This window comes from Streptomyces sp. yr375 (assembly GCF_900110755.1).
In the GTDB taxonomy this organism is placed as follows: domain Bacteria; phylum Actinomycetota; class Actinomycetes; order Streptomycetales; family Streptomycetaceae; genus Streptomyces.
Genome location: NZ_FOFF01000003.1, coordinates 13,662 through 31,410 on the forward strand (window position 1 = coordinate 13,662; position 17,749 = coordinate 31,410).

General features: G+C 71.6%; 22 protein-coding genes and 1 pseudogene. 6 read left to right on the plus strand and 17 right to left on the minus strand.

All coding sequences use genetic code 11. The features are described from left to right. Positions 1-158 precede the first annotated feature (158 nt). Entirely contained in the window at positions 159-953 is a 795-nt protein-coding gene (locus tag BMZ82_RS04530) for an SDR family NAD(P)-dependent oxidoreductase (protein ID WP_093771936.1), read from the plus strand. After that, positions 950-1,399, plus strand: a complete 450-nt coding sequence (locus BMZ82_RS04535) for a nitroreductase/quinone reductase family protein (RefSeq protein WP_093771938.1) — start codon at positions 950-952, stop codon at positions 1,397-1,399. Before BMZ82_RS04530 ends, BMZ82_RS04535 begins: the two co-directional genes overlap by 4 nt. Positions 1,400-1,466: 67 nt before the next feature. On the opposite strand, the gene BMZ82_RS04540 is transcribed toward BMZ82_RS04535, so the two are convergent. The 14 genes and pseudogenes from BMZ82_RS04540 to BMZ82_RS04600 all read right to left on the minus strand — a co-directional run bounded on the left by BMZ82_RS04540 (position 1,467) and on the right by BMZ82_RS04600 (position 12,508). Beyond that, positions 1,467-3,173 (minus strand): NAD(P)/FAD-dependent oxidoreductase, encoded by a 1,707-nt coding sequence (locus BMZ82_RS04540; RefSeq protein WP_093771940.1) that lies wholly within the window; start codon positions 3,171-3,173, stop codon positions 1,467-1,469. Positions 3,174-3,710: 537 nt separating this feature from the next. Continuing rightward, positions 3,711-4,256, minus strand: a complete 546-nt coding sequence (locus tag BMZ82_RS04545; RefSeq protein ID WP_093771942.1) for a cupin domain-containing protein — start codon at positions 4,254-4,256, stop codon at positions 3,711-3,713. A gap of 108 nt (positions 4,257-4,364) precedes the next feature. Then, positions 4,365-5,198 carry an SDR family NAD(P)-dependent oxidoreductase gene (locus BMZ82_RS04550; protein WP_093771944.1) on the minus strand — a complete coding sequence of 278 codons (834 nt, stop codon included), beginning with the start codon at positions 5,196-5,198 and terminating at the stop codon, positions 4,365-4,367. A gap of 78 nt (positions 5,199-5,276) precedes the next feature. Then, positions 5,277-5,741, minus strand: a complete 465-nt coding sequence (locus tag BMZ82_RS04555; protein WP_093771946.1) for an anthrone oxygenase family protein — start codon at positions 5,739-5,741, stop codon at positions 5,277-5,279. A gap of 9 nt (positions 5,742-5,750) precedes the next feature. Then, positions 5,751-6,986 (minus strand): FAD-dependent monooxygenase, encoded by a 1,236-nt coding sequence (locus BMZ82_RS04560; protein ID WP_093771948.1) that lies wholly within the window; start codon positions 6,984-6,986, stop codon positions 5,751-5,753. Between the two features lie 14 nt (positions 6,987-7,000). Continuing rightward, complete coding sequence (locus BMZ82_RS04565) at positions 7,001-7,321, minus strand: antibiotic biosynthesis monooxygenase family protein (protein ID WP_093771950.1); 321 nt, start codon at positions 7,319-7,321, stop codon at positions 7,001-7,003. Continuing rightward, the gene (locus BMZ82_RS04570; protein ID WP_093771952.1) at positions 7,318-7,641 is read right to left on the minus strand and encodes a putative quinol monooxygenase; all 324 of its coding nucleotides are present in this window, start codon (positions 7,639-7,641) and stop codon (positions 7,318-7,320) included. The genes BMZ82_RS04565 and BMZ82_RS04570 overlap by 4 nt, the downstream gene beginning before the upstream one ends. 21 nt (positions 7,642-7,662) lie before the next feature. Beyond that, on the minus strand, positions 7,663-8,409 hold the full coding sequence (locus tag BMZ82_RS04575) for an SDR family NAD(P)-dependent oxidoreductase (RefSeq protein WP_093771954.1): 747 nt from the start codon (positions 8,407-8,409) through the stop codon (positions 7,663-7,665). Further along, entirely contained in the window at positions 8,406-8,897 is a 492-nt protein-coding gene (locus BMZ82_RS04580; RefSeq protein WP_256251780.1) for an SRPBCC family protein, read from the minus strand. The genes BMZ82_RS04575 and BMZ82_RS04580 overlap by 4 nt, the downstream gene beginning before the upstream one ends. A 9-nt stretch (positions 8,898-8,906) precedes the next feature. Beyond that, positions 8,907-9,119 (minus strand): annotated as a pseudogene (locus tag BMZ82_RS41590) (acyl carrier protein); the annotation flags it as partial. Positions 9,120-9,169: 50 nt separating this feature from the next. Then, positions 9,170-10,420, minus strand: a complete 1,251-nt coding sequence (locus BMZ82_RS04585) for a ketosynthase chain-length factor (RefSeq protein ID WP_093771958.1) — start codon at positions 10,418-10,420, stop codon at positions 9,170-9,172. Further along, positions 10,413-11,690 (minus strand): beta-ketoacyl-[acyl-carrier-protein] synthase family protein, encoded by a 1,278-nt coding sequence (locus BMZ82_RS04590; RefSeq protein ID WP_093771960.1) that lies wholly within the window; start codon positions 11,688-11,690, stop codon positions 10,413-10,415. The genes BMZ82_RS04585 and BMZ82_RS04590 overlap by 8 nt, the downstream gene beginning before the upstream one ends. Continuing rightward, positions 11,687-12,091 carry a cupin domain-containing protein gene (locus BMZ82_RS04595; protein WP_256251761.1) on the minus strand — a complete coding sequence of 135 codons (405 nt, stop codon included), beginning with the start codon at positions 12,089-12,091 and terminating at the stop codon, positions 11,687-11,689. The genes BMZ82_RS04590 and BMZ82_RS04595 overlap by 4 nt, the downstream gene beginning before the upstream one ends. A gap of 90 nt (positions 12,092-12,181) precedes the next feature. After that, positions 12,182-12,508 carry a TcmI family type II polyketide cyclase gene (locus BMZ82_RS04600; protein WP_093771964.1) on the minus strand — a complete coding sequence of 109 codons (327 nt, stop codon included), beginning with the start codon at positions 12,506-12,508 and terminating at the stop codon, positions 12,182-12,184. A 439-nt stretch (positions 12,509-12,947) separates the two neighbouring features. Between BMZ82_RS04600 and BMZ82_RS04605 the strand changes: the two genes are divergently transcribed. From BMZ82_RS04605 to BMZ82_RS04615, 3 genes are all read left to right on the plus strand, one after another. After that, entirely contained in the window at positions 12,948-13,478 is a 531-nt protein-coding gene (locus BMZ82_RS04605; protein WP_256251762.1) for a flavin reductase family protein, read from the plus strand. Next, complete coding sequence (locus BMZ82_RS04610) at positions 13,475-14,335, plus strand: AfsR/SARP family transcriptional regulator (RefSeq protein ID WP_093771966.1); 861 nt, start codon at positions 13,475-13,477, stop codon at positions 14,333-14,335. Before BMZ82_RS04605 ends, BMZ82_RS04610 begins: the two co-directional genes overlap by 4 nt. Positions 14,336-14,445: 110 nt before the next feature. After that, positions 14,446-14,634: a DUF6059 family protein gene (locus tag BMZ82_RS04615; protein WP_093771968.1), complete on the plus strand. Its 189-nt coding sequence runs from the start codon at positions 14,446-14,448 to the stop codon at positions 14,632-14,634. A 31-nt stretch (positions 14,635-14,665) separates the two neighbouring features. On the opposite strand, the gene BMZ82_RS04620 is transcribed toward BMZ82_RS04615, so the two are convergent. Beyond that, the gene (locus tag BMZ82_RS04620; RefSeq protein ID WP_093771970.1) at positions 14,666-15,190 is read right to left on the minus strand and encodes an anthrone oxygenase family protein; all 525 of its coding nucleotides are present in this window, start codon (positions 15,188-15,190) and stop codon (positions 14,666-14,668) included. Positions 15,191-15,348: 158 nt separating this feature from the next. Between BMZ82_RS04620 and BMZ82_RS04625 the strand changes: the two genes are divergently transcribed. Further along, positions 15,349-16,893 (plus strand): MFS transporter, encoded by a 1,545-nt coding sequence (locus BMZ82_RS04625; protein WP_093771972.1) that lies wholly within the window; start codon positions 15,349-15,351, stop codon positions 16,891-16,893. Between the two features lie 78 nt (positions 16,894-16,971). Here BMZ82_RS04625 and BMZ82_RS04630 read toward each other — a convergent pair whose 3' ends face one another. Further along, positions 16,972-17,358, minus strand: a complete 387-nt coding sequence (locus BMZ82_RS04630; RefSeq protein ID WP_093771974.1) for a guanyl-specific ribonuclease — start codon at positions 17,356-17,358, stop codon at positions 16,972-16,974. Between the two features lie 120 nt (positions 17,359-17,478). Next, positions 17,479-17,679 (minus strand): hypothetical protein, encoded by a 201-nt coding sequence (locus BMZ82_RS04635; protein WP_093771976.1) that lies wholly within the window; start codon positions 17,677-17,679, stop codon positions 17,479-17,481. Positions 17,680-17,749 lie beyond the last annotated feature (70 nt).

The window sequence follows — 17,749 nt, forward strand, 5'->3', positions numbered from 1 at the left end:
TCACCATCGATCGATGAACCCTCGCTTAAGTCAAAATAAACCGGGCCACAGGGTCTTTGGAGCCGTCCATTCACTGGCCTGTTCCCGGTCGGCGGGGCTAATCTGTCGGGACGTATGCAGTTGAATTGTCGAATTGTCGAAGAGATTCGAGGAATGTCATGCGGCGATTTCCCTACGGCTCGGCCATGGTGACGGGTGCGTCGAGCGGGATCGGTGAGGCATTCGCCCGGCTGCTCGCCCAGGAGGGGGTGGATCTCGTCCTCGTGGCGAGACGGGGCGACCTGCTCAAACAGCTCGCGAGCGAGCTGGAGTCCGCGCACGGCGTGAGCGTGGAGGTCCTTCGGCTCGACCTCACCGACGAGCGTGAGGTCCTGGCCGCCGAGAGGCGGCTCACCGACCCCGAGCGGCCCGTGGAACTCCTGGTGAACAACGCCGGGTCGAGCGGTTCCGGGTACTTCGCGGAACTGCCGGCGGAACGCGAGCTGCACACCGCGATACTCAACGCCGTCGTACCCCTGAGGCTGTCGCATGCATGCCTGCCGGGCATGATCGCCCGGGGCGCCGGCGGCATCGTGAACGTCTCCTCGCTCGTCGCCGTCCTGCCCAAACCGCGCTCCGCGACGTACGCCGCGTCCAAGGCCTTCCTGTCCTCGCTGAGCGAGACCCTGGCGATGGAGGTCGGCCGCCACGGCGTCCATGTCACCACCGTGCACACGGGGTTGACCCGCTCCGGGTTCCACGCGGCGGCCGGGGTGCCGACCGAGGCGCTGCCCCGTATGAAGTGGCTGACGGCCGATCAGGTCGCCCGCGCGGGCCTGGACGCGGTGGCCGCCGGACGCCCGTCCACGGTGCCGGGCCTCGCCTACCGCATCCGGCTGCCCCTCATGCGGGCGATGCCACGGTCCGTGGTCCGGGCCATCACCCGACGCGTCCACGAGAAGGGGCGGTCATGACCGCGCGGCGCTCCCTCTCGCCCCGGCACCGGGCACGCAACCACGTCGTCATCCTCCTGCACCGCCTGGGCCTGCCCTTCGGCCCCATGCACCTGCTCACCGTCCCCGGCCGCACGAGCGGTCTGCCACGGACCACACCGGTCGCCCCGGTCGTCGTCGACGGCACCCGCTACCTCCTCCAGGCGTACCCGGGGTCCGACTGGGTCAAGAACGCGCGGGCGGCGGGGCACGGGGTGCTCACCCGTGGGCGGCGGGCGCAGCGGGTGGAACTCGTCGAGCTTCCCGAGGCGGAACGGGGCCGTGTGCTGCGGGAGTTCCCCGTCCAGAACCCCAGAGGGGCCGGCGCCTTCGTGCGCAACGGGCTGGTCGCCTCGGGCTCCCCGGCGGACTTCGAGGCGGCCGCCGCACGCTGCCCGGTCTTCCGCGTCGTACCCCGGCCGAGCTGAACCCGAGGCGGGCGGCCCCCACCCGTAGTGGGAGCCGCCCGCCCGCGCGGTGTTCCATCCGCCGTTGTCAGTGCGGCAGGCCCATCTCGTCGTCGAGTTCCGCCTCCAGCGGCAGCCCGCGCACGTCCACGCCGGTGGTGAGGTAGCGCAGCTCGGCCGGCCCGTCGTGGCGCAGCCAGTTCGCCATCCGGCGCAGGTCGTCCGGCATGGGGTAGACGAACCGGCACTCGGGGTCGCGCAGTCCGAGATGGTCCAGTACGACGGGGGAGTTCACCACCGTCTTCAGCAGGTCCGGGCCCGCGTCGGCGGCGGTCCGCTCGCCCCGGTCGACGGCCTCGCAGACCCGCACCATCTCGTCGAACAACGCCTTGTAGCCCTCGGACCCGGGCACCGGAAGCCCCGGGTGGGCCGCCTCCTCCCAGGCGCGCAGCACCCCGTCGTCGCCGGAGTCCACGAAGCGCTCGGTGAACCGGTCGAAGCGCAGGTTGATCGGCACCTCGGCCGCACACCAGACGCGGTACACGGCGTTCCACAAGGAGTGGTCCTGGAAGGAGATGAACGAGCAGTTGACCAGCTCGTCGTTGTAACGGATCAGCCCCTGCTGGAGTTCGTCGACGTACCGGAAGCGCTCCTCGTCGAAGTCGTCCTCGGCGAGCGCGTCGAACAGCCGCCACGCCAGCGAGTTGACCACTTCGCCGGTGTTGGTGAGGCCGCGCGAGTACAGCGGGTCGATGAAGCCGGCCGCGTGCGACATCAGGCACCAGCGGTGCCCCACGGTCTGCGTGGACGTGTACTGGATCCGGTCGGCCGACACCCACGGCCGTACGGTCCGGGCGTCCGCGAACAGCCGCTCCACCGCCGGGAACCGTGCCGCGAAGCTCCGGAACTCCGCCTCCGGGGTCAGCTCGCGGTTCCTCGGGTACCGGCGCTCGTCGAAGGTGAGCCCGACACTGACCAGCGGGTTCTTCGACCCCGGCGCGTTGTTGAACGGGATCGACCAGAACCACCCGCGGTCGAAGAGGTGGTGCATGGTCCCCTCCACCCACGGGATCGGCGGCGCGTCCTCGGGCCCCACCCGCAGGCACTCGTCGGTCGGCCGCACCCCCAGCATGTGGGTGAACATGGAACGGGAGTGGTGCTTGAGCGACTCCGGCGGCCTGCGCAGCGCGAGTTGCCGGGCGAGCGGGGAGCGGAAGCCGCTGGCGTCCACGAGGTAACGCCCCTCGTACCGCTCGCCGTTCCCGCCGACCACGGCGACATGGTCCTCGGCCAGCTCCACGTCCTCGACGTGGAACGCCTGTTGGACGTCGCAGCCGTAGCCGATGGCCGTGTGGAAGAGGTACGCGTCGGTGTCCTGGCGGAACAGGTGGCCGGTCTGGAGTGCCTTGGACGGCGGGCTGAACTGGAGGAACTCGGCCGGGTCCGGTTCCTTTCCCTCCTCGTGCCGGATGAACCCGAAGTGCCGCTTGGTGCCGGACGTCGGGGCGATGTCGTCATGGATGCCGGCGTAGGAGGTGAGCGACTCCAGCTCGGGGATGCCGTAGCGCCGGGCGAGCAGCCGGAACACCTTCAGGGTGTACAGCGTCGTCGACTCGCCGACGGCGAAACGGGGGTGCGTGCCGCCGTCGAGCAGCAGCACCGAGACGCCCTGCTTGGCGAGGATGGCGCCCAGAGTCGACCCGGCGATGCCGGAACCCAGAATGATCACATCGTGGCGGCCGGGCGGCGAAGCGGCCCGCAGGCCGGCGAGATTGCCGGAGAGGTGTCCGGGCATGGTGTCCTCCTGGTCGGACGAAAGCGGTTTTGGACGGACGCGGGTGGACGGAGGCGGGTGGACGGGAGCGGGTGGACGGAGACGGTTGGACGGACGCGGTCGGAGGGAAGAGGGTGGACGGGAGCGGGTGGGCGGAAGTGGTCGGACGAGAGTGAGTGGGCGGAGGTGGTCGGACGGGAGCGGGTGGACGGACGCGGTCGGAGGGAAGCGGGTGGACGGGAGCGCGTGGAGCGGAGCGGAACGGGACGGCCGGGGCACCGCGGTGTGCCGCGCTGCCCCGGCCGGGGTCCTGCGAGCCACGCCACGCGGCGCGAGGAGGGGCCGGTGGCGCAGGGCGAACGGCGTGTCAGCCGCGGGCTGCGTGGCCGCGGCCGGGCTGCCCACGCCGCCGTGTACCCCGGTCGGCGGACTGCCCAGGTCTGTCAGCTCCGAGACGGTGTGTCAGCCCCGGGCTCCGTGGGCGGCGGCCGGGCCGCCGGCCCCGCCGTGCACCCCGTCTGGCGGACCGCCCAGGTCTGTCAGCCCCGGGACGGCGTCTCAGCCCCGGGCTCCGTGGGTGGCGGCCGGGCCGCCCGCGCCGCCGTGTACCCCGGCCGGTGGGCCGGTCAGGTCGCCGCGGGCGCCCGGTGGGGGCTGGAAGCCGCGCATCTGGTTCTCGTTCGCGAGTTGCTGCATCTTGGCCCAGTCCGGGGCCCCGCCGCCCGAGACGAGCCGTGACAGACCGATGAAGAAGTTCTCGACGCCACCCGGCGTCGCGATCACCAGCAACTGGCCCGGCTCGTCACCGACGTTGACGAAGCGGTGCGGCACTCCGCGCGGCCCGTAGATCACGGTGCCGGCGGTGAGGGTCTCGGTGACCCCGCCGACCTCGAACTCGTACGTGCCCTTGTTGACGAAGAACGCCTCGTCGGCGGCCTCGTGGACGTGCAGCGGCGGCCCGCTGCCCGGCCGCGTGGTGATCTGGTAGAAGCTGTACAGGCCGCCGGTGTCCTCCTTGCGCAGCAGGAACCGGCCCTCCTCACCAAACCAGCAGACGGGCTCGACATCGTCCCGGCTGACAACTTTTCGTTCGGGATGCGACAAGGTCTCTTCCTCTCACTCGGGTCGTCCGGTGCCGGACGGCAGCCGTTGGACAGGCAACCAGCGGCTGCAAAAGGGCTGATAAAGAAGGCGAAAAGGGCCCGACGGCGGTCAGGCGAGCGCCGTTCCGCCGTCCGCGACCAGGCAACTGCCCGTGAGATACGAGGCACGCTGCGAGGCGAGGAACGCGATGACCTCGGCGACGTCCTCCGGGGTCCCGTTGCGCCGCAGCGCGGCCCGTTCGGCGGCGGCCCGGCGCTGCTCCTCCGGGATGAAGCGGGCGAGTTCGGTGAGGATGAGGTTCGGCTCCACCGCGTTGACCCGCACACCGTGCGGGCCCACCTCCAGCGCCAGGGTGCGCACCGCGGCCTCCACGCCCGCCTTCGCCACGGTCACCGGCAGGAAACGCGGCGCGGGCCGGCGGGCCAGCGCCGCCCCGACCGCCACCACCGAGCCGCCGCCCCGGGCCACCATGTCGGGCAGCACGGCGTGCGTGGTCAGGAACAACGCCTTGAGCTGCTGGGTGACCACATGCTCCAGGTCCTCCCACGCCAGGTTCGTCGCGGGGGCGATGCGCGCCTCATGGGCGCCCAGACCGGCGGCGTTGAGCACCAGGACGTCGATCGGGCCCAGCTCGGCCCTGGCGGCGGCGACCAGCGCGGTCACCTGGCCGGGGTCGGTGACGTCGCCCTGGACCGCCACGGCCTCGCCACCGCGCCGCCGGATCGCGTCCACGACCTCCCGGGCCCGGTCCTCGCTCTTGTGGTAGTTGACCGCCACCCGGGCCCCCCGGGCGGCCAGGATCCGGGCGGTGGCCGCGCCGATGCCCTGACCGGCGCCGGTGACCAGCGCCACCCGGCCCGCGAACTCCGCTGGCTCGGGCGGCTGTTCGGCGGCCTCGGGGACGGACGTACGCGAAACGCGCTTCTCATGTGCCGGATTCACCGGATCACTCCTCAACTCAGGGACGGATAGCGGTCGTTCGGGCGGGCGTGGCTCGGGCCTGCGAGGTCGGCGGGGCGTTCAGGCCCACAGCCGCCAGCAGCCGCCGAGCGCCGCGCAGAACGCGAGAGCGGCGAAGGCCGTGCGCAGCAGGTTCGCGCGGGCCCACCGGGACCGCAGGGCGTCCCACCCGTCCGGGATCTCCCCGGCGTCGGCCCACGCGTCGATACGCCGGTTCATCCGCACGTTGCGCAGCTCCGACACCAGGGCGACGCCCACCACCCCGGCCAGCGCGGTCGCGAAGACGGCCTTCGCACCGGCACCCGGAGCCAGGAACACCAGCCCCAGGCCGGCGGCCAGCGCCACCTTGTTGACGGTCGGCATCAGCGGGTCGAAGCCGGGGTCCAGCAACCGGTGCACCTCGGACCACGTCCGGCGCGGCAGCCGCAGCAGCATGGGCACGACGGCCCGTTCCACCGCGATCAGCGCGCCCGCGAGGACCCCGGTGCACAGGACGAACAGCACGGCCAGCACGGCGACCAGCATCGGGCGGGCTCACCCCGCCCCGTGGCCGGGTGCCCCGGCCGTCCGCAGCGGGGCCCGCTCCAGCCGGTCGTCCAGCATCAGCGAGTAGCTCTGGGACCGGGCGACCGAGTCGAAGAACGCGTACATCGCGAGGTCCCGCAGCCTGCACAGCGGACCGCTGTGCGCCAGGCCCAGCGTGCCGATGCGCCACGACGTCGTCACCATGTCGGCGGCCCGCGCCCGCCGGGCGTCCTCGAACGCGCGCAGCGTCTCGGGCACGGCGTCCGGCTCCGCGCGCCCCAGCAGGTCGGCGAGGACCACACCGCTCTCGATGGCCTGCCCGGCGCCCTGGCTCAGGTTGAGCGTCATCGGATGCGCCGCGTCGCCGACGAGCACGACCCGGCCCTTGCTCCACCCCCCGCCCGGCGGCCGGTCGTGAATGCTCACCGGGAGGATCGCCTCCTCGTCGGTCGAGGAGATGATCGCGCCGACGGGCTCCGGCCAGTGCCGGTACGCGTCCGCCAGCGCCGCGCCCCGCGACAGGCGCAGGGTGTCGATCCCGGCGGCCGCGCGGTCACTGGTGATGGCGTCCCAGTAGACCTCCTTCTCGTTCAGCCGGCAGTACAGGAAGCGCAGCCCGCCCTTGCCCCACAGGTTGAAGAAGGTGCCGGTGGGCACCAGCGACTCGCCCGGCAGCCGGGTGATGGCCTGCCAGGCCGTGTAGCCGGCGTACCGCGGCGGCGGCTCGAACCCGCCGCGCATCGCGACGCGCACGGTCGAACGCAGTCCGTCCGCGCCGATCAGCACTTCCCCGCGCGCCGTGGACCCGTCGTCGAACCGCGCGGTGACGCCGTCGGCGTCCTGCGTGAAGCCGGTGAACCGGCTGCCCAGCCGGATCCGCTCCTCGCCCACCGCGTCGGTGAGCACCGTGTGCAGCGCGGCGCGGCGCAGCGCGCAGGCCGGCGCGCCGGCCCGCTCCGTCGGCCCGTCCAGATGCCAACGGGCCAGCCGCCGCCCCGAGTCGGAGCGGAACTCGTGGAAACGCATGCGTACGGAGTCGGCGGCGACGGCCTCGTCGAGCCCCAGTCTGCGCAGGGCCAGGAAGGCGTTGTGCCAGAGCATGAACCCGCCGCCGGTCAGCAGCCGCCCCGGAGTGGGGCGGCCCTCGAAGACCTGCGTCTCGATGCCCTGCCGCAGCAGGCCCGCCGCCGTGGTGAGCCCGCCGATGCCGGCCCCGATCACCAGGGCCTTGCGGATGTTCGCCATGGTGGGGAACCCGCTCAGACGTCGGACGGCACGCTGTCGAGCCGCGCCCGCAGGTCGAAGATCCGCCGCTCGATCTCGCCGCCGCTCCAGTAGGGGAACATGGGCGCCGCCATCTCGCGGTGGGACGGGGCGTCCTCCCAGGCGCGGAACGCCTCCTCGCTCTCCCACTCGGCGAGCAGGATGTAGCGGCCGGGCTGCTCCGCGTCGCGCAGCAGCTCGTCGCGCAGATGCCCCGGGGTGCCCCGGACCACGGCGGTGACCTGCCGGTAGGCCTCCTCGAAGGCCTCCTGGTCGGTGTCCTCGACACGGGCGGAGACCATGATGCGTACGGTCACGACGGACCACCTTTCAGCGATGGGGTGCCCGGCACGTGCGACACGACTTCCAGCACGCGCTTGCGGGCGGATTCACGGAACGGCTCCAGCCGGGCGCTGAGCCGCTCCCTCTCGGGGCTGCTCTGGAAGGCCTCCAGAGCGGCCCGGTCGGCCCAGTCGGCCATGATCAGATGCGTCCGGGGGTGGCGCGGGTCCCGCAGCAGCGACTGGGCGACGGAGCCCGGCAGCCGTGCGGCGGCCTGCGCGGTCTGCAGCCAGGCCGCGCGGAACTCGTCCTCGCAGCCCTCCCGGACCGTCATCTCCAACACGGTGCGCAGCACGGCGTGTTCGCCTCCCCCGGGTCAGATGCCGCCGTCGACGTCGAGCGTCGCGCCGGTGACGTAGCGGGCGGCGTGCGAGACGAGGAACAGCACCACGTCGGCGATCTCCTCCGGTCGGCCGAGCCGGCTCAGCGAGATCATCTGCTCGTAGCGGGCCCGTCCCTCGGCGCTGACGGCCTTCATCTGGTCCGTCTCGACCAGGCCGGACGCGACGCAGTTGACGCGGATCCCCCGGGGGCCCAGCTCCTTGGCCAGCGCCCGGGTCAGACCCATCACACCGGCCTTGGACGCCACGTAGTGGGCGGCGCCCGGCATGCCGTGGTGGGCGACCGCCGAGCTGATGTTGACGATCGAGGCGGACTCGGCGACGTACGGCAGCGCCCCGCGGATCACGTGGTACATGCCGGACAGGTTGGTGTCGAGGATGCGGTGCCACTCCTCGGGGGGCAGGTCCGTCAGCGGGAGGTGGCTGATGACACCGGCGTTGTTCACGACGGCGTCGATGGCCCCGTACCGCTCGTGGGCGTCGGCGGACAGCCGGGCGGCCTGGTCGTGGTCGGTGACGTCGCAGCGGTCGAGGAAGCCCTCGGCGCCCTGTTCGGCCAGTTCCCGGCGCAGCGACTCGACCTGCTCGCTCTCGTTGACGTAACAGGCCGTCACGGCGGCGCCCTGCGCGGCCAGCGCGAGGACCGTGGACCGGCCGATGCCCCGGGCGCCGCCGGTGACCAGGACGTGCCTGCCCTTGAGTCCGAAGTCGAGGCCGGTCACCGGGTCACCGCCGCCGCGGCGGCCGCCGCCTCCACGCGCTCCTTGATGAGCGCCATCTGCACCCGGGTGTTCTTGTTGATGCGCTCGGTCATGGCCGCGTCGTCCACCGGCGCGTCCGGCTTCATCCGGAACTCCTGCACCCAGCGCATCTCCACCCCGGCGGCGGTCCGCGTGTAGGACCAGTGGATGTTCATGAAGAGGAAGGGGCCGGTCTCGACGCGCCGCGCCGTGACGGTCCCGCTCTCCCGGTCCATGACGCGCTCGGAGACCCAGCTCCAGACCTTTCCGTCGGCCTCCGGGTGGAGGGCGAGACGGAAGCGCACGGTGTCGCCCCGCCGCTCCAGGATCTCGGCGGAGGCGTACTCGCTGAACAGGTCAGGCCAGTTCGCCACGTCGTTGGTGATGTCCCACAGCAGGTCGAACGGCGCGTCGACCACGATGTGGTTCTCGGTGCGCGAACCCGTCGGCTTCGCCTGCTGCTCCTTGATCAGCGCGTGGATCTCGGGCAGCCGGGTGAGGCCCTCGGCGTCCAGGCGGAGGTCGTAGCGGTTCTCCACCTCGGTGAGGACGTTGATCAGACCCAGCGAGTCCACGCCCAGGTCCTCGATGGTCGCGGTCGGGTCGTCCGTGCGCAGCGTTTCCACCGGAACTCCGGTGCACCGCTGGACGATGGTGAGGAACTCGTCGTACGCGAGGGGTGCCATGGTCATGGCGAGCGGTCCTTTCGAGGTCGCGGGTTCGGGGCCGGAGAAGGGCGTCGTCACGGCGTCAGCGACCGGACGACGAGGGCGGAGTTGAAGCCGCCGTGGCCGCGGGCGAGCACCAGGGCGGTGCGCAGCCGCGCCTCACGGGCCCGCGTCACCAGGTCGATCCGGTGCGCGGGGTCCGCGACGGCGTGCGGCCCGGTGGGCGGGATCACCTGCTCGCGCAGGCTGAGCAGCGCGGTGACGACGTCCAGCGGCGCGCCGCCCGCGTACAGGCGTCCGTAGCGCGCCTTGGGCGCCGTCACCGGCACCCCGTGCGGCCCGAACACCTCGGCGAGGCACCGCGCCTCGGCACGGTCCAGCTCCGGTGTGGCCGCCGCGTCCGCGAAGACGACGTCCACCTCCTCGGGCCGGACGCGCGCGTCGGCGAGGGCGAGCAGGACGGCCCGCCGCAGCGCCGTGGGGGACCCGTCCGCCGGGAGCCCGGGAGCGGGGTCGAAGGTCGCCGCGTGACCGGCGATCTCACCGTAGGGAGCCTCGACGCCGCGCTCCCGCGCACTGTCCTCGTCCTCCAGTACGAGGATCGCGCCGCCCTCGCCGGGCACGTGGCCACACGCGGCCGCGTCGAACGGCAGGTAGGCGCGCTCCGGGTCCGCGCCGCTGCTCAGCCGCCCGGAGGTGGTCTGGCAGGTCAGCGCGTACGGGCTCAGCGGCGCTTCCGTGCCGCCGGTGAGGACGACCTTGGCGTCGCCGTGCAGCAGCGCGCGGCGGGCCTGCCCGATGGCGTCGAGGCCGCCGGCCTGCTCGGCCACGGTGACACCGCAGGGCCCCTTCATGCCGTGCCGGATGGAGAGTTGGCCGGTCGTGGCGGCGTAGAACCAGGCGATCGACTGGTACGGGCCGACATGCCGGGGCCCCTTCGACCACAGCGCCGCGATCTCGCGCTGGCCGAAGGCGTTGCCGCCGGACGAGGACGCGGTGACGACCCCGAGGTCGTACGGCGAGAAGTCCTCCGGCCGCACGCGGGCGTCGGCCAGCGCCTCGTCGGCCGCCAGCAGCGCGAACTGGCTCCAGCGGTCGGTCTGCACCGCCAGCCGGGGATCGACGCCGGGCAGTGTGCCGTCGTCGAAGACCTCGCCGACCGTCCGCACCGGGAAGCCGTCGGCCGCGAAGTGCGTCACGGGTCCGAGGCCGCTGCGTCCCGCCAGCACACCGTCCCAGAACGCCTTCGCCCCGAGGCCGCCCGGCGCGACCGCCGAGATCCCGGTGACCACCGCGCGGGGCGTGGCCGTCGCCGCGTCAGCCATGGGCCGCCGCCGTGCCGGGCGCGGTCAGCACCATCGCCGTCTGGAAGCCCCCGAAGCCGCTGCCCACACTCAGCACCGTGTCGGTCCGCTGCTCGCGGGCCGTCAACGGTACGTAGTCCAGGCCCAGTTCGGGGTCCGGGTGCCGGAGATTGGCGGTCGGCGGGATGGTGTTCAGCTCGATGGCGAGGGCGCACGCGGCGACCTCCAGAGCGCCGATCGCGCCCAGGGAGTGCCCCACCATCGACTTGATCGAACTCACCGGCACCCGGTGGGCGTGCTCGCCGAGCGACACCTTCAACGCCGACGTCTCGTGCCGGTCGTTCTGCCGGGTGCCCGAACCATGGGCGTTGACGTAGTCCACGGCGTCGGCCGGCACCCGGGCCCGGTCCAGGGCCACCCGCACCGCCTCGGCCAACTCCGTGCCGTCCGGGCGCAGTCCGGTCATGTGGAAGGCGTTGCTGCGCTGCCCGTACCCGGCGACCTCGCAGTAGACGCGCGCCCCGCGACGACGCGCGGACTCCTCGTCCTCCAGGACCAGGACGGCCGCGCCCTCGCCGAGCACGAAACCGTCCCGGTCCCGGTCGAAGGGCCGGGAGGCGTGCGCGGCGTCGCCGTTGTTGGGCGAGGTCGCCTTGATCGCGTCGAAACAGGCGACGGTGATGGGCGAGATCGGCGCGTCGGTGGCACCGGCCAGGACCACGTCGGCCGCCCCGTCCTCGATGAACTGGGCGCCCTGCGCCACGGAGTCGAGGCCCGAGGTGCAGCCCGTCGACACCACCCGGACCGGACCCTGCGCCCCGGCCGTCCACGCCACCTCGGCGGCGAGCGTGCCGGGAACCAGCGCCCCGTACAGATGCGGATACGGATCCGAGGCGTCCACCACCCACCGGCTGCCGCCGTCGCTGACCTGGACGTACTGCTGTTCCAGCGTGATGGTGCAGCCCACCGCGCTGCCGATCGAGACGCCGATGCGGTGCGGCGGCGCCGAGCCGGTCTCGACCCCGCTGTCGGCGAGGGCCTCCCGCGCGGCGACCACGGCGAACTGCGCGGCGCGGTCCATGCGCCCGACCTCCTCGGGTGTCAGTCCGCTCGCGGCCGGATCGAAGTCGCATTCCGCCGCGATCCGGGAGCGGTAGGCCGACGCGTCGAAGTGCGAGATGGCCCGGGTGGCCGTACGGCCGTCGGTCAGCAGCTTCCAGAACGCCTTGGTGCCGATGCCGCCGGGCGCCACCACACCGACCCCGGTCACCACGGCCCTGCGGCGGCTCACGCCCGCTCCTGGCCCGGAAGGGGCTCGGTGTCGACGTGCCCGAGCTCGGGCCGGGGCGCGAGCGGACCCAACTGGAAGACCAGGAAGGCCGGTTCGGCGGCGTGGTTCTCCAGACGGTGGCGGACGTCGACCTGCAGATGCAGCGCCTCACCCGCCGCGAGCGGGACCGGCTCCCCGTCGATCCGCGCCAGGATCTCCCCGCTGACGAGGTACAGGAACTCCTCGGAGTACGGGTGGTAGTGCTCGGTGACGACCTCGCCGGGCTCCAGGGTGAGCACCCCCATGAAGCCGGCGGTGGCCTTCGCGGTCGCCGGGCTGAGCAGGGTGCGCAGATCCCCGCCCCGGCGCCGGTTGGACTCGACGTCCTTCGCCGCGATTTTGGTCATTCGTTCGCTGGCCACACCAGCCTCCTCTCGTGGTCCCGCACCGGCGGTGCGGTCCGCTCGGCCGGCGACGTTCTCGGCGCCGGAGTGTGCGAGCGTGGCGTCGCCTCAGCCGTCCGCGCGCCAGGTGTAGAACTCGTGGGCCATCGCGTCCTGGGGCCCCCGCCAGGTCTCGGGGTCGTAGGCCGCGATGTGCGGGCTCAGCCGCTCGCTGACGTCGACGAACAGGTCGTGGCCCTTCATCTCGGAGATCGGGCCGCGCACGTCCTCGTCGGACGCCATGTAATGCAGATAGAGATCGTGGAAGCGGAAAAGCCTGCGTTCCTTCACACCGATCAGATGCGGAAGCTCACCGGCGTCGGATTCGGCGAAGATACGCTTCACGTCAACTGCGGCGGACGGTTTCATGCGGGCCACGATAAGAGTGCTGCGCATTCACTTTCCTTCCGTTCCGGGTTCGGCCGCTCGGGGGTGGTGAAAACAGCATCACCCGGTGCGATAAAGCGTCCATGAGGGCGCGGAAAAGCCTGCCGGAGAAAGGCCGCCGACCGGTGCCCTGCCGTACCCGGACCGGGCGGCAGCGGTGGCGCAGAGCCGCCCGCCGCCCGCTCCCGGCTCTCCCAGATTGCCCAGTCAAGAACGCCGGACCAGCCGCTTCAGCCGGCCTCCGCACGTCCTTGACCAGGAGTTGAGCGGCCCCGCGCGGTGCTTTGGTACCGGCGCTTCGGACGAAAGTACGCCCCGCCTCATCCTTTGGGCCGTAGGTGGCCGCAACGTCACCTTGTTAGGGTCTGGCATCCGCACTGCCCCGTTTCCGGTGCACGTTCATTCGCTGGTGACGGGTGAGCGCGGTCTTCACTAAGGGGGAAAATGGGTGGACAAGACAACTGTTTCCGATATCGGCGGACAGGGAAATGTCACCGTGGAGGCGCGGGCGCTGCGTGAAGTGTGCGGCCGCTATCCGACAGGCGTCGCGGTGATCACCTGTCGGGGCAGTGCGGACGAGGAGCCGGTGGGAGTCACGGTGAATTCGTTCACCTCGGTCTCGCTCGACCCCGCCCTGGTGCTTTTCTGCGTCCACCGGGAATCGCGGGCGCTCGCCGCCGTGCGCGCCAGCGGCGCCTTCGCCGTCAACATCCTGGCCTCGGACCAGGCCGCCCTGTGCCGCGCCTTCGCCCGTCGGGACACCGCCGGCTTCGGCGGCCTGCCGCACGGGCCCGGCCGGACCGGTTCCCCGGTCTTCGGCGACGCGCTGGCCTACCTCGACTGCGAGCTGCACACCACGTTCCCGGGCGGCGACCACGTCATCATCATCGGCGAGGTCGTCGACCTCGGCCTGCTGCGCGAGGAGCAGCCGCTGACGTTCTTCCGCAGCGCCCACCCGCGGCTGGAGGTCCTGGTATGACCGACACCGAGACGCAGCCGGCCCACGCCGTGCACGACATCACGACGCGCCGGGACGACAGCACCCCGCGCCGGGTCGCGCTGCGGCTGCTGGGGCCGCTGGAGATCGTGGCGGGCTCCGCCGAGATCCCGCTGCCGCAGCGCAAGTTGCGCCAACTCCTGGCCACGCTCCTGATCCGGCCCAACGCGACCGTCTCCAACGAGGCCCTCATCCGCGAACTCTGGGGCGACCGGCCGCCGGCCACCGCGCTCGCCGCGTTGCGGGTGTACGTCTCGCAGTTGCGCAAGTTCCTCATCCGCTGCGACCTCGACGGCCGCTGGTGCACCCTGCGCACCCGCCCGCCCGGCTACCAACTCCAGGTCAACGACGGCATCCTCGACACCGTGTGCTTCGACCGGCTGTCCGCCCTGGCCGCGGAGTCGGCGGACGCGGGCCACCACGAACTGGCGTCGAAGCAGTACCGCGAGGCGCTGGCGCTGCGGCGCGGTCCGACCCTGGAGGGACTGCGGGAGAGCTCCGCGCTCTCCGGCACCGCCTTGCAGTACGACGAGGCCTGGATGACCGTGCTCAAGCGGCGCATCGACCTGGACCTGCTGCTCGGCCGCCATCTCGAACTGGTCGGCGAGCTCAGCCGGTTGGTGGCGGAGAACCCGCTCAGTGAAGGGTTCTGCGCCCGGCTCATGGTGGTGCTCCACCGCAGCGGCCGCAGCGGCGACGCCCTCGCCGCCTACCGCCGCACCCGTGGGCTGCTCATCGAGGAACTCGGCATCGAACCCGGCCTGGAACTGCGCATGGCCCACCAGACCGTGCTCGCCGACGACACGGTGTTCCACATTCCGACGAGGGTCTCCGCCTGAACACCGGACGACGGCCGATCGTATGGCCGGTCATACCGCCGGTCATACGGCCGGTCCTGACGAAACTCCTGCTTTATCCGGGCTTTTGCCCGACCGGTCACGATGGTGCCATGCGTGATTCCCTGAGTCGTCTGCTGCGCATGTGCGCGAACGCGCTGATCGCCTATGGCCAGATGTACTTCGTCATCCCCTCGCCGGACAATGCGGAACCCGATCGAGGGCATTACGAACGTATGCCCTGCGACAGGCCGTTGACGGATACGGAAAAGGCTCTCGCCCGTCAACTGGAAGACCTGTAGGGAAGATACGTGCAGGGCGGCGCCGTGACTCTCATGCCTCGGCCTCCTCGTGCCGCGCGCCGTCGGGCTCGGACGGCGCGCGGACGGGCTGCGGCCCGCCGTCGAGCGGTGCCACCGCCGTGACGACGAGCAGGACGAACGCGGCCAGGGCGGTGCCGGTGCGCAGCCGGTTGAACAGGTCCCAGTGGTGCAGGATCTCGACGGCGTCGGCCGGTGCCGAGGTGGCCGCCCACACCTTGATCTGCGCGTTGATCGGCACGTTGCCGAAGCGGGTGATCAGGAAGGATGCCCCCGTCAGCAGGGTCGCACCGGACGCGAACCACCGCTCACGGCCGCGCGTCTGCAAGGTCAGCGCGAGCGAACTCGCCGCGGCCGCGCCCATCGCGGTGAGCATCACGGGAGAGTTCATCTTCATCAGTTCGGCATGGAAGGACAGTCGCGTTTCCAACGGAACCTTCCAGAAGGTCGGCGCGAGGTTGACCGCCCCATAGCCGAACGCACCGGTGAGCAGACCGGTGGCGGTGACGGCAATGCCCTTGGTCACGCGAACACGCATTGTTTTTCCTTTCGTTGGGCTTCCACGGCCTTGCCGCGCACTCCTCGCGAGGGCAAGGATATTCACCGTAGTGGCAACGGAACCGGCGGCGCGTACCGGGCCCGAGCAGACCGGAAAAAAGGCAAGAAGAAACGGCTGAAAACCCCTCTGGAGGGCCCATGTCATTAGGAGCACAGGCCGAACCGGGCGCCGAAGCGGCCGACCCGGCGGACTCGACCGACTCGACGGACCCGACCGACGCGGCGGACTCGGCGGGCATCAGCCGCCGCCCGGGCATCGCCCTGCTGGTCATCGCCGCGGCGGAGTTGATGGTGGTGCTCGACGCCACCATCGTGAACATCGCCCTGCCGAGCATCCAGAGCGGGCTGAAGATGTCCGCAGGCGACCTGGCCTGGGTGGTCAACGCCTACGCGGTCACCTTCGGAGGGCTGATGCTCCTCGGCGGCAGAGCGGGCGATCTCTTCGGCCGCCGCCGCGTGTTCAGGTTCGGCATCGTGGTCTTCGTCCTCGCCTCGGCGCTCGGCGGCCTCGCCCCCAACTCCGGACTGCTCGTCTGCGCACGGGTGCTCCAGGGCGTCGGCGCGGCCGTCGCCGCGCCCACCGCGCTCGCGCTGATCGCCACGAACTTCCCCGAGGGCAAGCAGCGCAACCGCGCCATGGGCACCTACGCCGCCATGGCCGGCGTCGGCTCGACCGTCGGCCTGATCCTCGGCGGAGTCCTCACCGAGTACCTCGACTGGCGCTGGGTGCTGCTGGTGAACATCCCCATCGGCATCGGCGTGCTGGCCGGCACCACCGTGCTCGGCGAGGCCGACCGTTCCCACGGCAAGCTCGACGTCTCGGGCGCGGCAGCCGGCACGGCAGGCCTGCTCTGCCTCATCTACGCGGTCACCCGGGGCGGACAGCAGGGCTGGACCGACCGGCTCACGCTCACCTGCTTCGCGGTCGCCGCCGTACTGCTCACCCTGTTCCTGGTGCGGCAGGCGCGCATCGAACACCCCATGCTGCCGCTGCGCATCTTCAACGACCGCAACCGCGCCGGTACGTACGCCACGCTGTTCCTCGTCGGCCTGGGCATGTTCGCGACCTTCTACTTCCTCACCCTCTACATGCAGCACGTGCTCGACTACGGCGCGGTCCGGACGGGGCTCGCCTACCTGCCGTTCAGCGTCGGCATCGGCATGATGGCCGCGATCGGCTCACGGCTCGTGGTCAAGCTGCCGCCGCGGCTGGTGGCGGCGCCCGGACTGGTCGTCGCCGCGCTCGGGATGTTCTGGCTGAGCCGGCTGACGCCGCACTCCTCGTACCCGGGTGCGCTGATGCCCGCCATGTTCGTCACCGCCGCGGGACTCGGCTGTTCGTTCGTGCCGCTGACGCTCGGCGCGGTGCGCGGCGTCGAGGACCGGGACTCGGGCAGCGCGTCGGGGATGCTCAACACGGCGCAGCAGATCGGCGGAGCGCTCGGTCTCGCCACCCTGGCCACGCTGTCGACGTCGTTCGCCGACAACCGCCTGCCGCGCGCCGACGCGGCCTACTTCTCGGGCCTGCGCACCCACGACGGCGCGCTCGTGATCCGGGCCCAGGAGGCCATGACGTACGGCTACACCAGGGCCTTCGTCGTGGGCGCGCTGGTGTTCGCGACGGCTGCGCTCATCATGGCCACGGTCGTGAACGCCCCCAAACAGGAGGCTTCCGGAAGCTGATCCGGACACGCCTCGCCCCGCGGCCGATGAAGTGGGGGGTCCGCGGGGCGAGGGTCTCCGAGTCGAAGGGGGCCGACCTCAGCAGTCGTAGTCGATCAGGTTGAAGGTGGCGTAGTGGTCCGCGGTGTAGTAGTCCTCGTCGGTCTGCTCCCCGGTCACGATGCGACGCGCGCCGCGGGTGGAGGAGCCGGGGGTCTTCACCGTGTACTCGTGGTAGTAGCCGGACGACTGGCTGGGCAGGACGCCTTCCCGGTTCTGGAAGACGACCCCGTCCTGCGAGTACGGGAACGGCCCGCCCTGCTCGATCAGTTTGAGCGTGTCGTACGCCTGGGACGGCAGCTTGGAGTAGCAGACGCTGCCGACCGCGGCGTGCGCGGTGGTGGCGGAGACGGTCCCGCCGATGAGCAGGGCGGACAGGACGGCGGCCGAGGCGCCGATACGAGTGATCCGTGGGGGGAATCTCATGGCCACATGATGACGCGCGTAGACAGTGACATGTCAATGACAAGGGTGCGGAATTCACGGTTGCACCCGAGAAGTTTTCCCGTAGTTAACACACGAAGCCGACGGCCCCGCCCGCGCCGCTCAGTCGGACTTCCGGCTCGCCGCGGCGGCGAACAGGGCGAACGCCGACGCGAGGAACGCGACGCTCGCGTAGATCTCGTAGCCGTCGAGGAGGCCGATCCGCTGCACGAGGCCCACGTGCCAGTCGCCGAACTCGTGCACCAGGCCCAGCACACCCTGCACCAGCGCGAGAAAACCGAGGACTTCCAGCAGTTGCTTCATGTACGGAGCCTCGCCCCGCGCACCTCCCACGGTCCATCGGCCGCAGGGCGGGACCCGTCCGACGGAAGGC

Excerpts from the sequence above, each read along its gene's own strand:
- BMZ82_RS04530 (WP_093771936.1), top strand. The coding sequence starts at position 159 with ATGCGGCGATTTCCCTACGGCTCGGCCATGGTGACGGGTGCGTCGAGC.
- BMZ82_RS04535 (WP_093771938.1), top strand. The coding sequence starts at position 950 with ATGACCGCGCGGCGCTCCCTCTCGCCCCGGCACCGGGCACGCAACCAC.
- BMZ82_RS04540 (WP_093771940.1), bottom strand. The coding sequence starts at position 3,173 with ATGCCCGGACACCTCTCCGGCAATCTCGCCGGCCTGCGGGCCGCTTCG.
- BMZ82_RS04555 (WP_093771946.1), bottom strand. The coding sequence starts at position 5,741 with ATGCTGGTCGCCGTGCTGGCCGTGCTGTTCGTCCTGTGCACCGGGGTC.
- BMZ82_RS04560 (WP_093771948.1), bottom strand. The coding sequence starts at position 6,986 with ATGGCGAACATCCGCAAGGCCCTGGTGATCGGGGCCGGCATCGGCGGG.
- BMZ82_RS04585 (WP_093771958.1), bottom strand. The coding sequence starts at position 10,420 with ATGGCTGACGCGGCGACGGCCACGCCCCGCGCGGTGGTCACCGGGATC.
- BMZ82_RS04600 (WP_093771964.1), bottom strand. The coding sequence starts at position 12,508 with ATGCGCAGCACTCTTATCGTGGCCCGCATGAAACCGTCCGCCGCAGTT.
- BMZ82_RS04610 (WP_093771966.1), top strand. The coding sequence starts at position 13,475 with ATGACCGACACCGAGACGCAGCCGGCCCACGCCGTGCACGACATCACG.
- BMZ82_RS04615 (WP_093771968.1), top strand. The coding sequence starts at position 14,446 with ATGCGTGATTCCCTGAGTCGTCTGCTGCGCATGTGCGCGAACGCGCTG.
- BMZ82_RS04620 (WP_093771970.1), bottom strand. The coding sequence starts at position 15,190 with ATGCGTGTTCGCGTGACCAAGGGCATTGCCGTCACCGCCACCGGTCTG.
- BMZ82_RS04625 (WP_093771972.1), top strand. The coding sequence starts at position 15,349 with ATGTCATTAGGAGCACAGGCCGAACCGGGCGCCGAAGCGGCCGACCCG.
- BMZ82_RS04630 (WP_093771974.1), bottom strand. The coding sequence starts at position 17,358 with ATGAGATTCCCCCCACGGATCACTCGTATCGGCGCCTCGGCCGCCGTC.
- BMZ82_RS04635 (WP_093771976.1), bottom strand. The coding sequence starts at position 17,679 with ATGAAGCAACTGCTGGAAGTCCTCGGTTTTCTCGCGCTGGTGCAGGGT.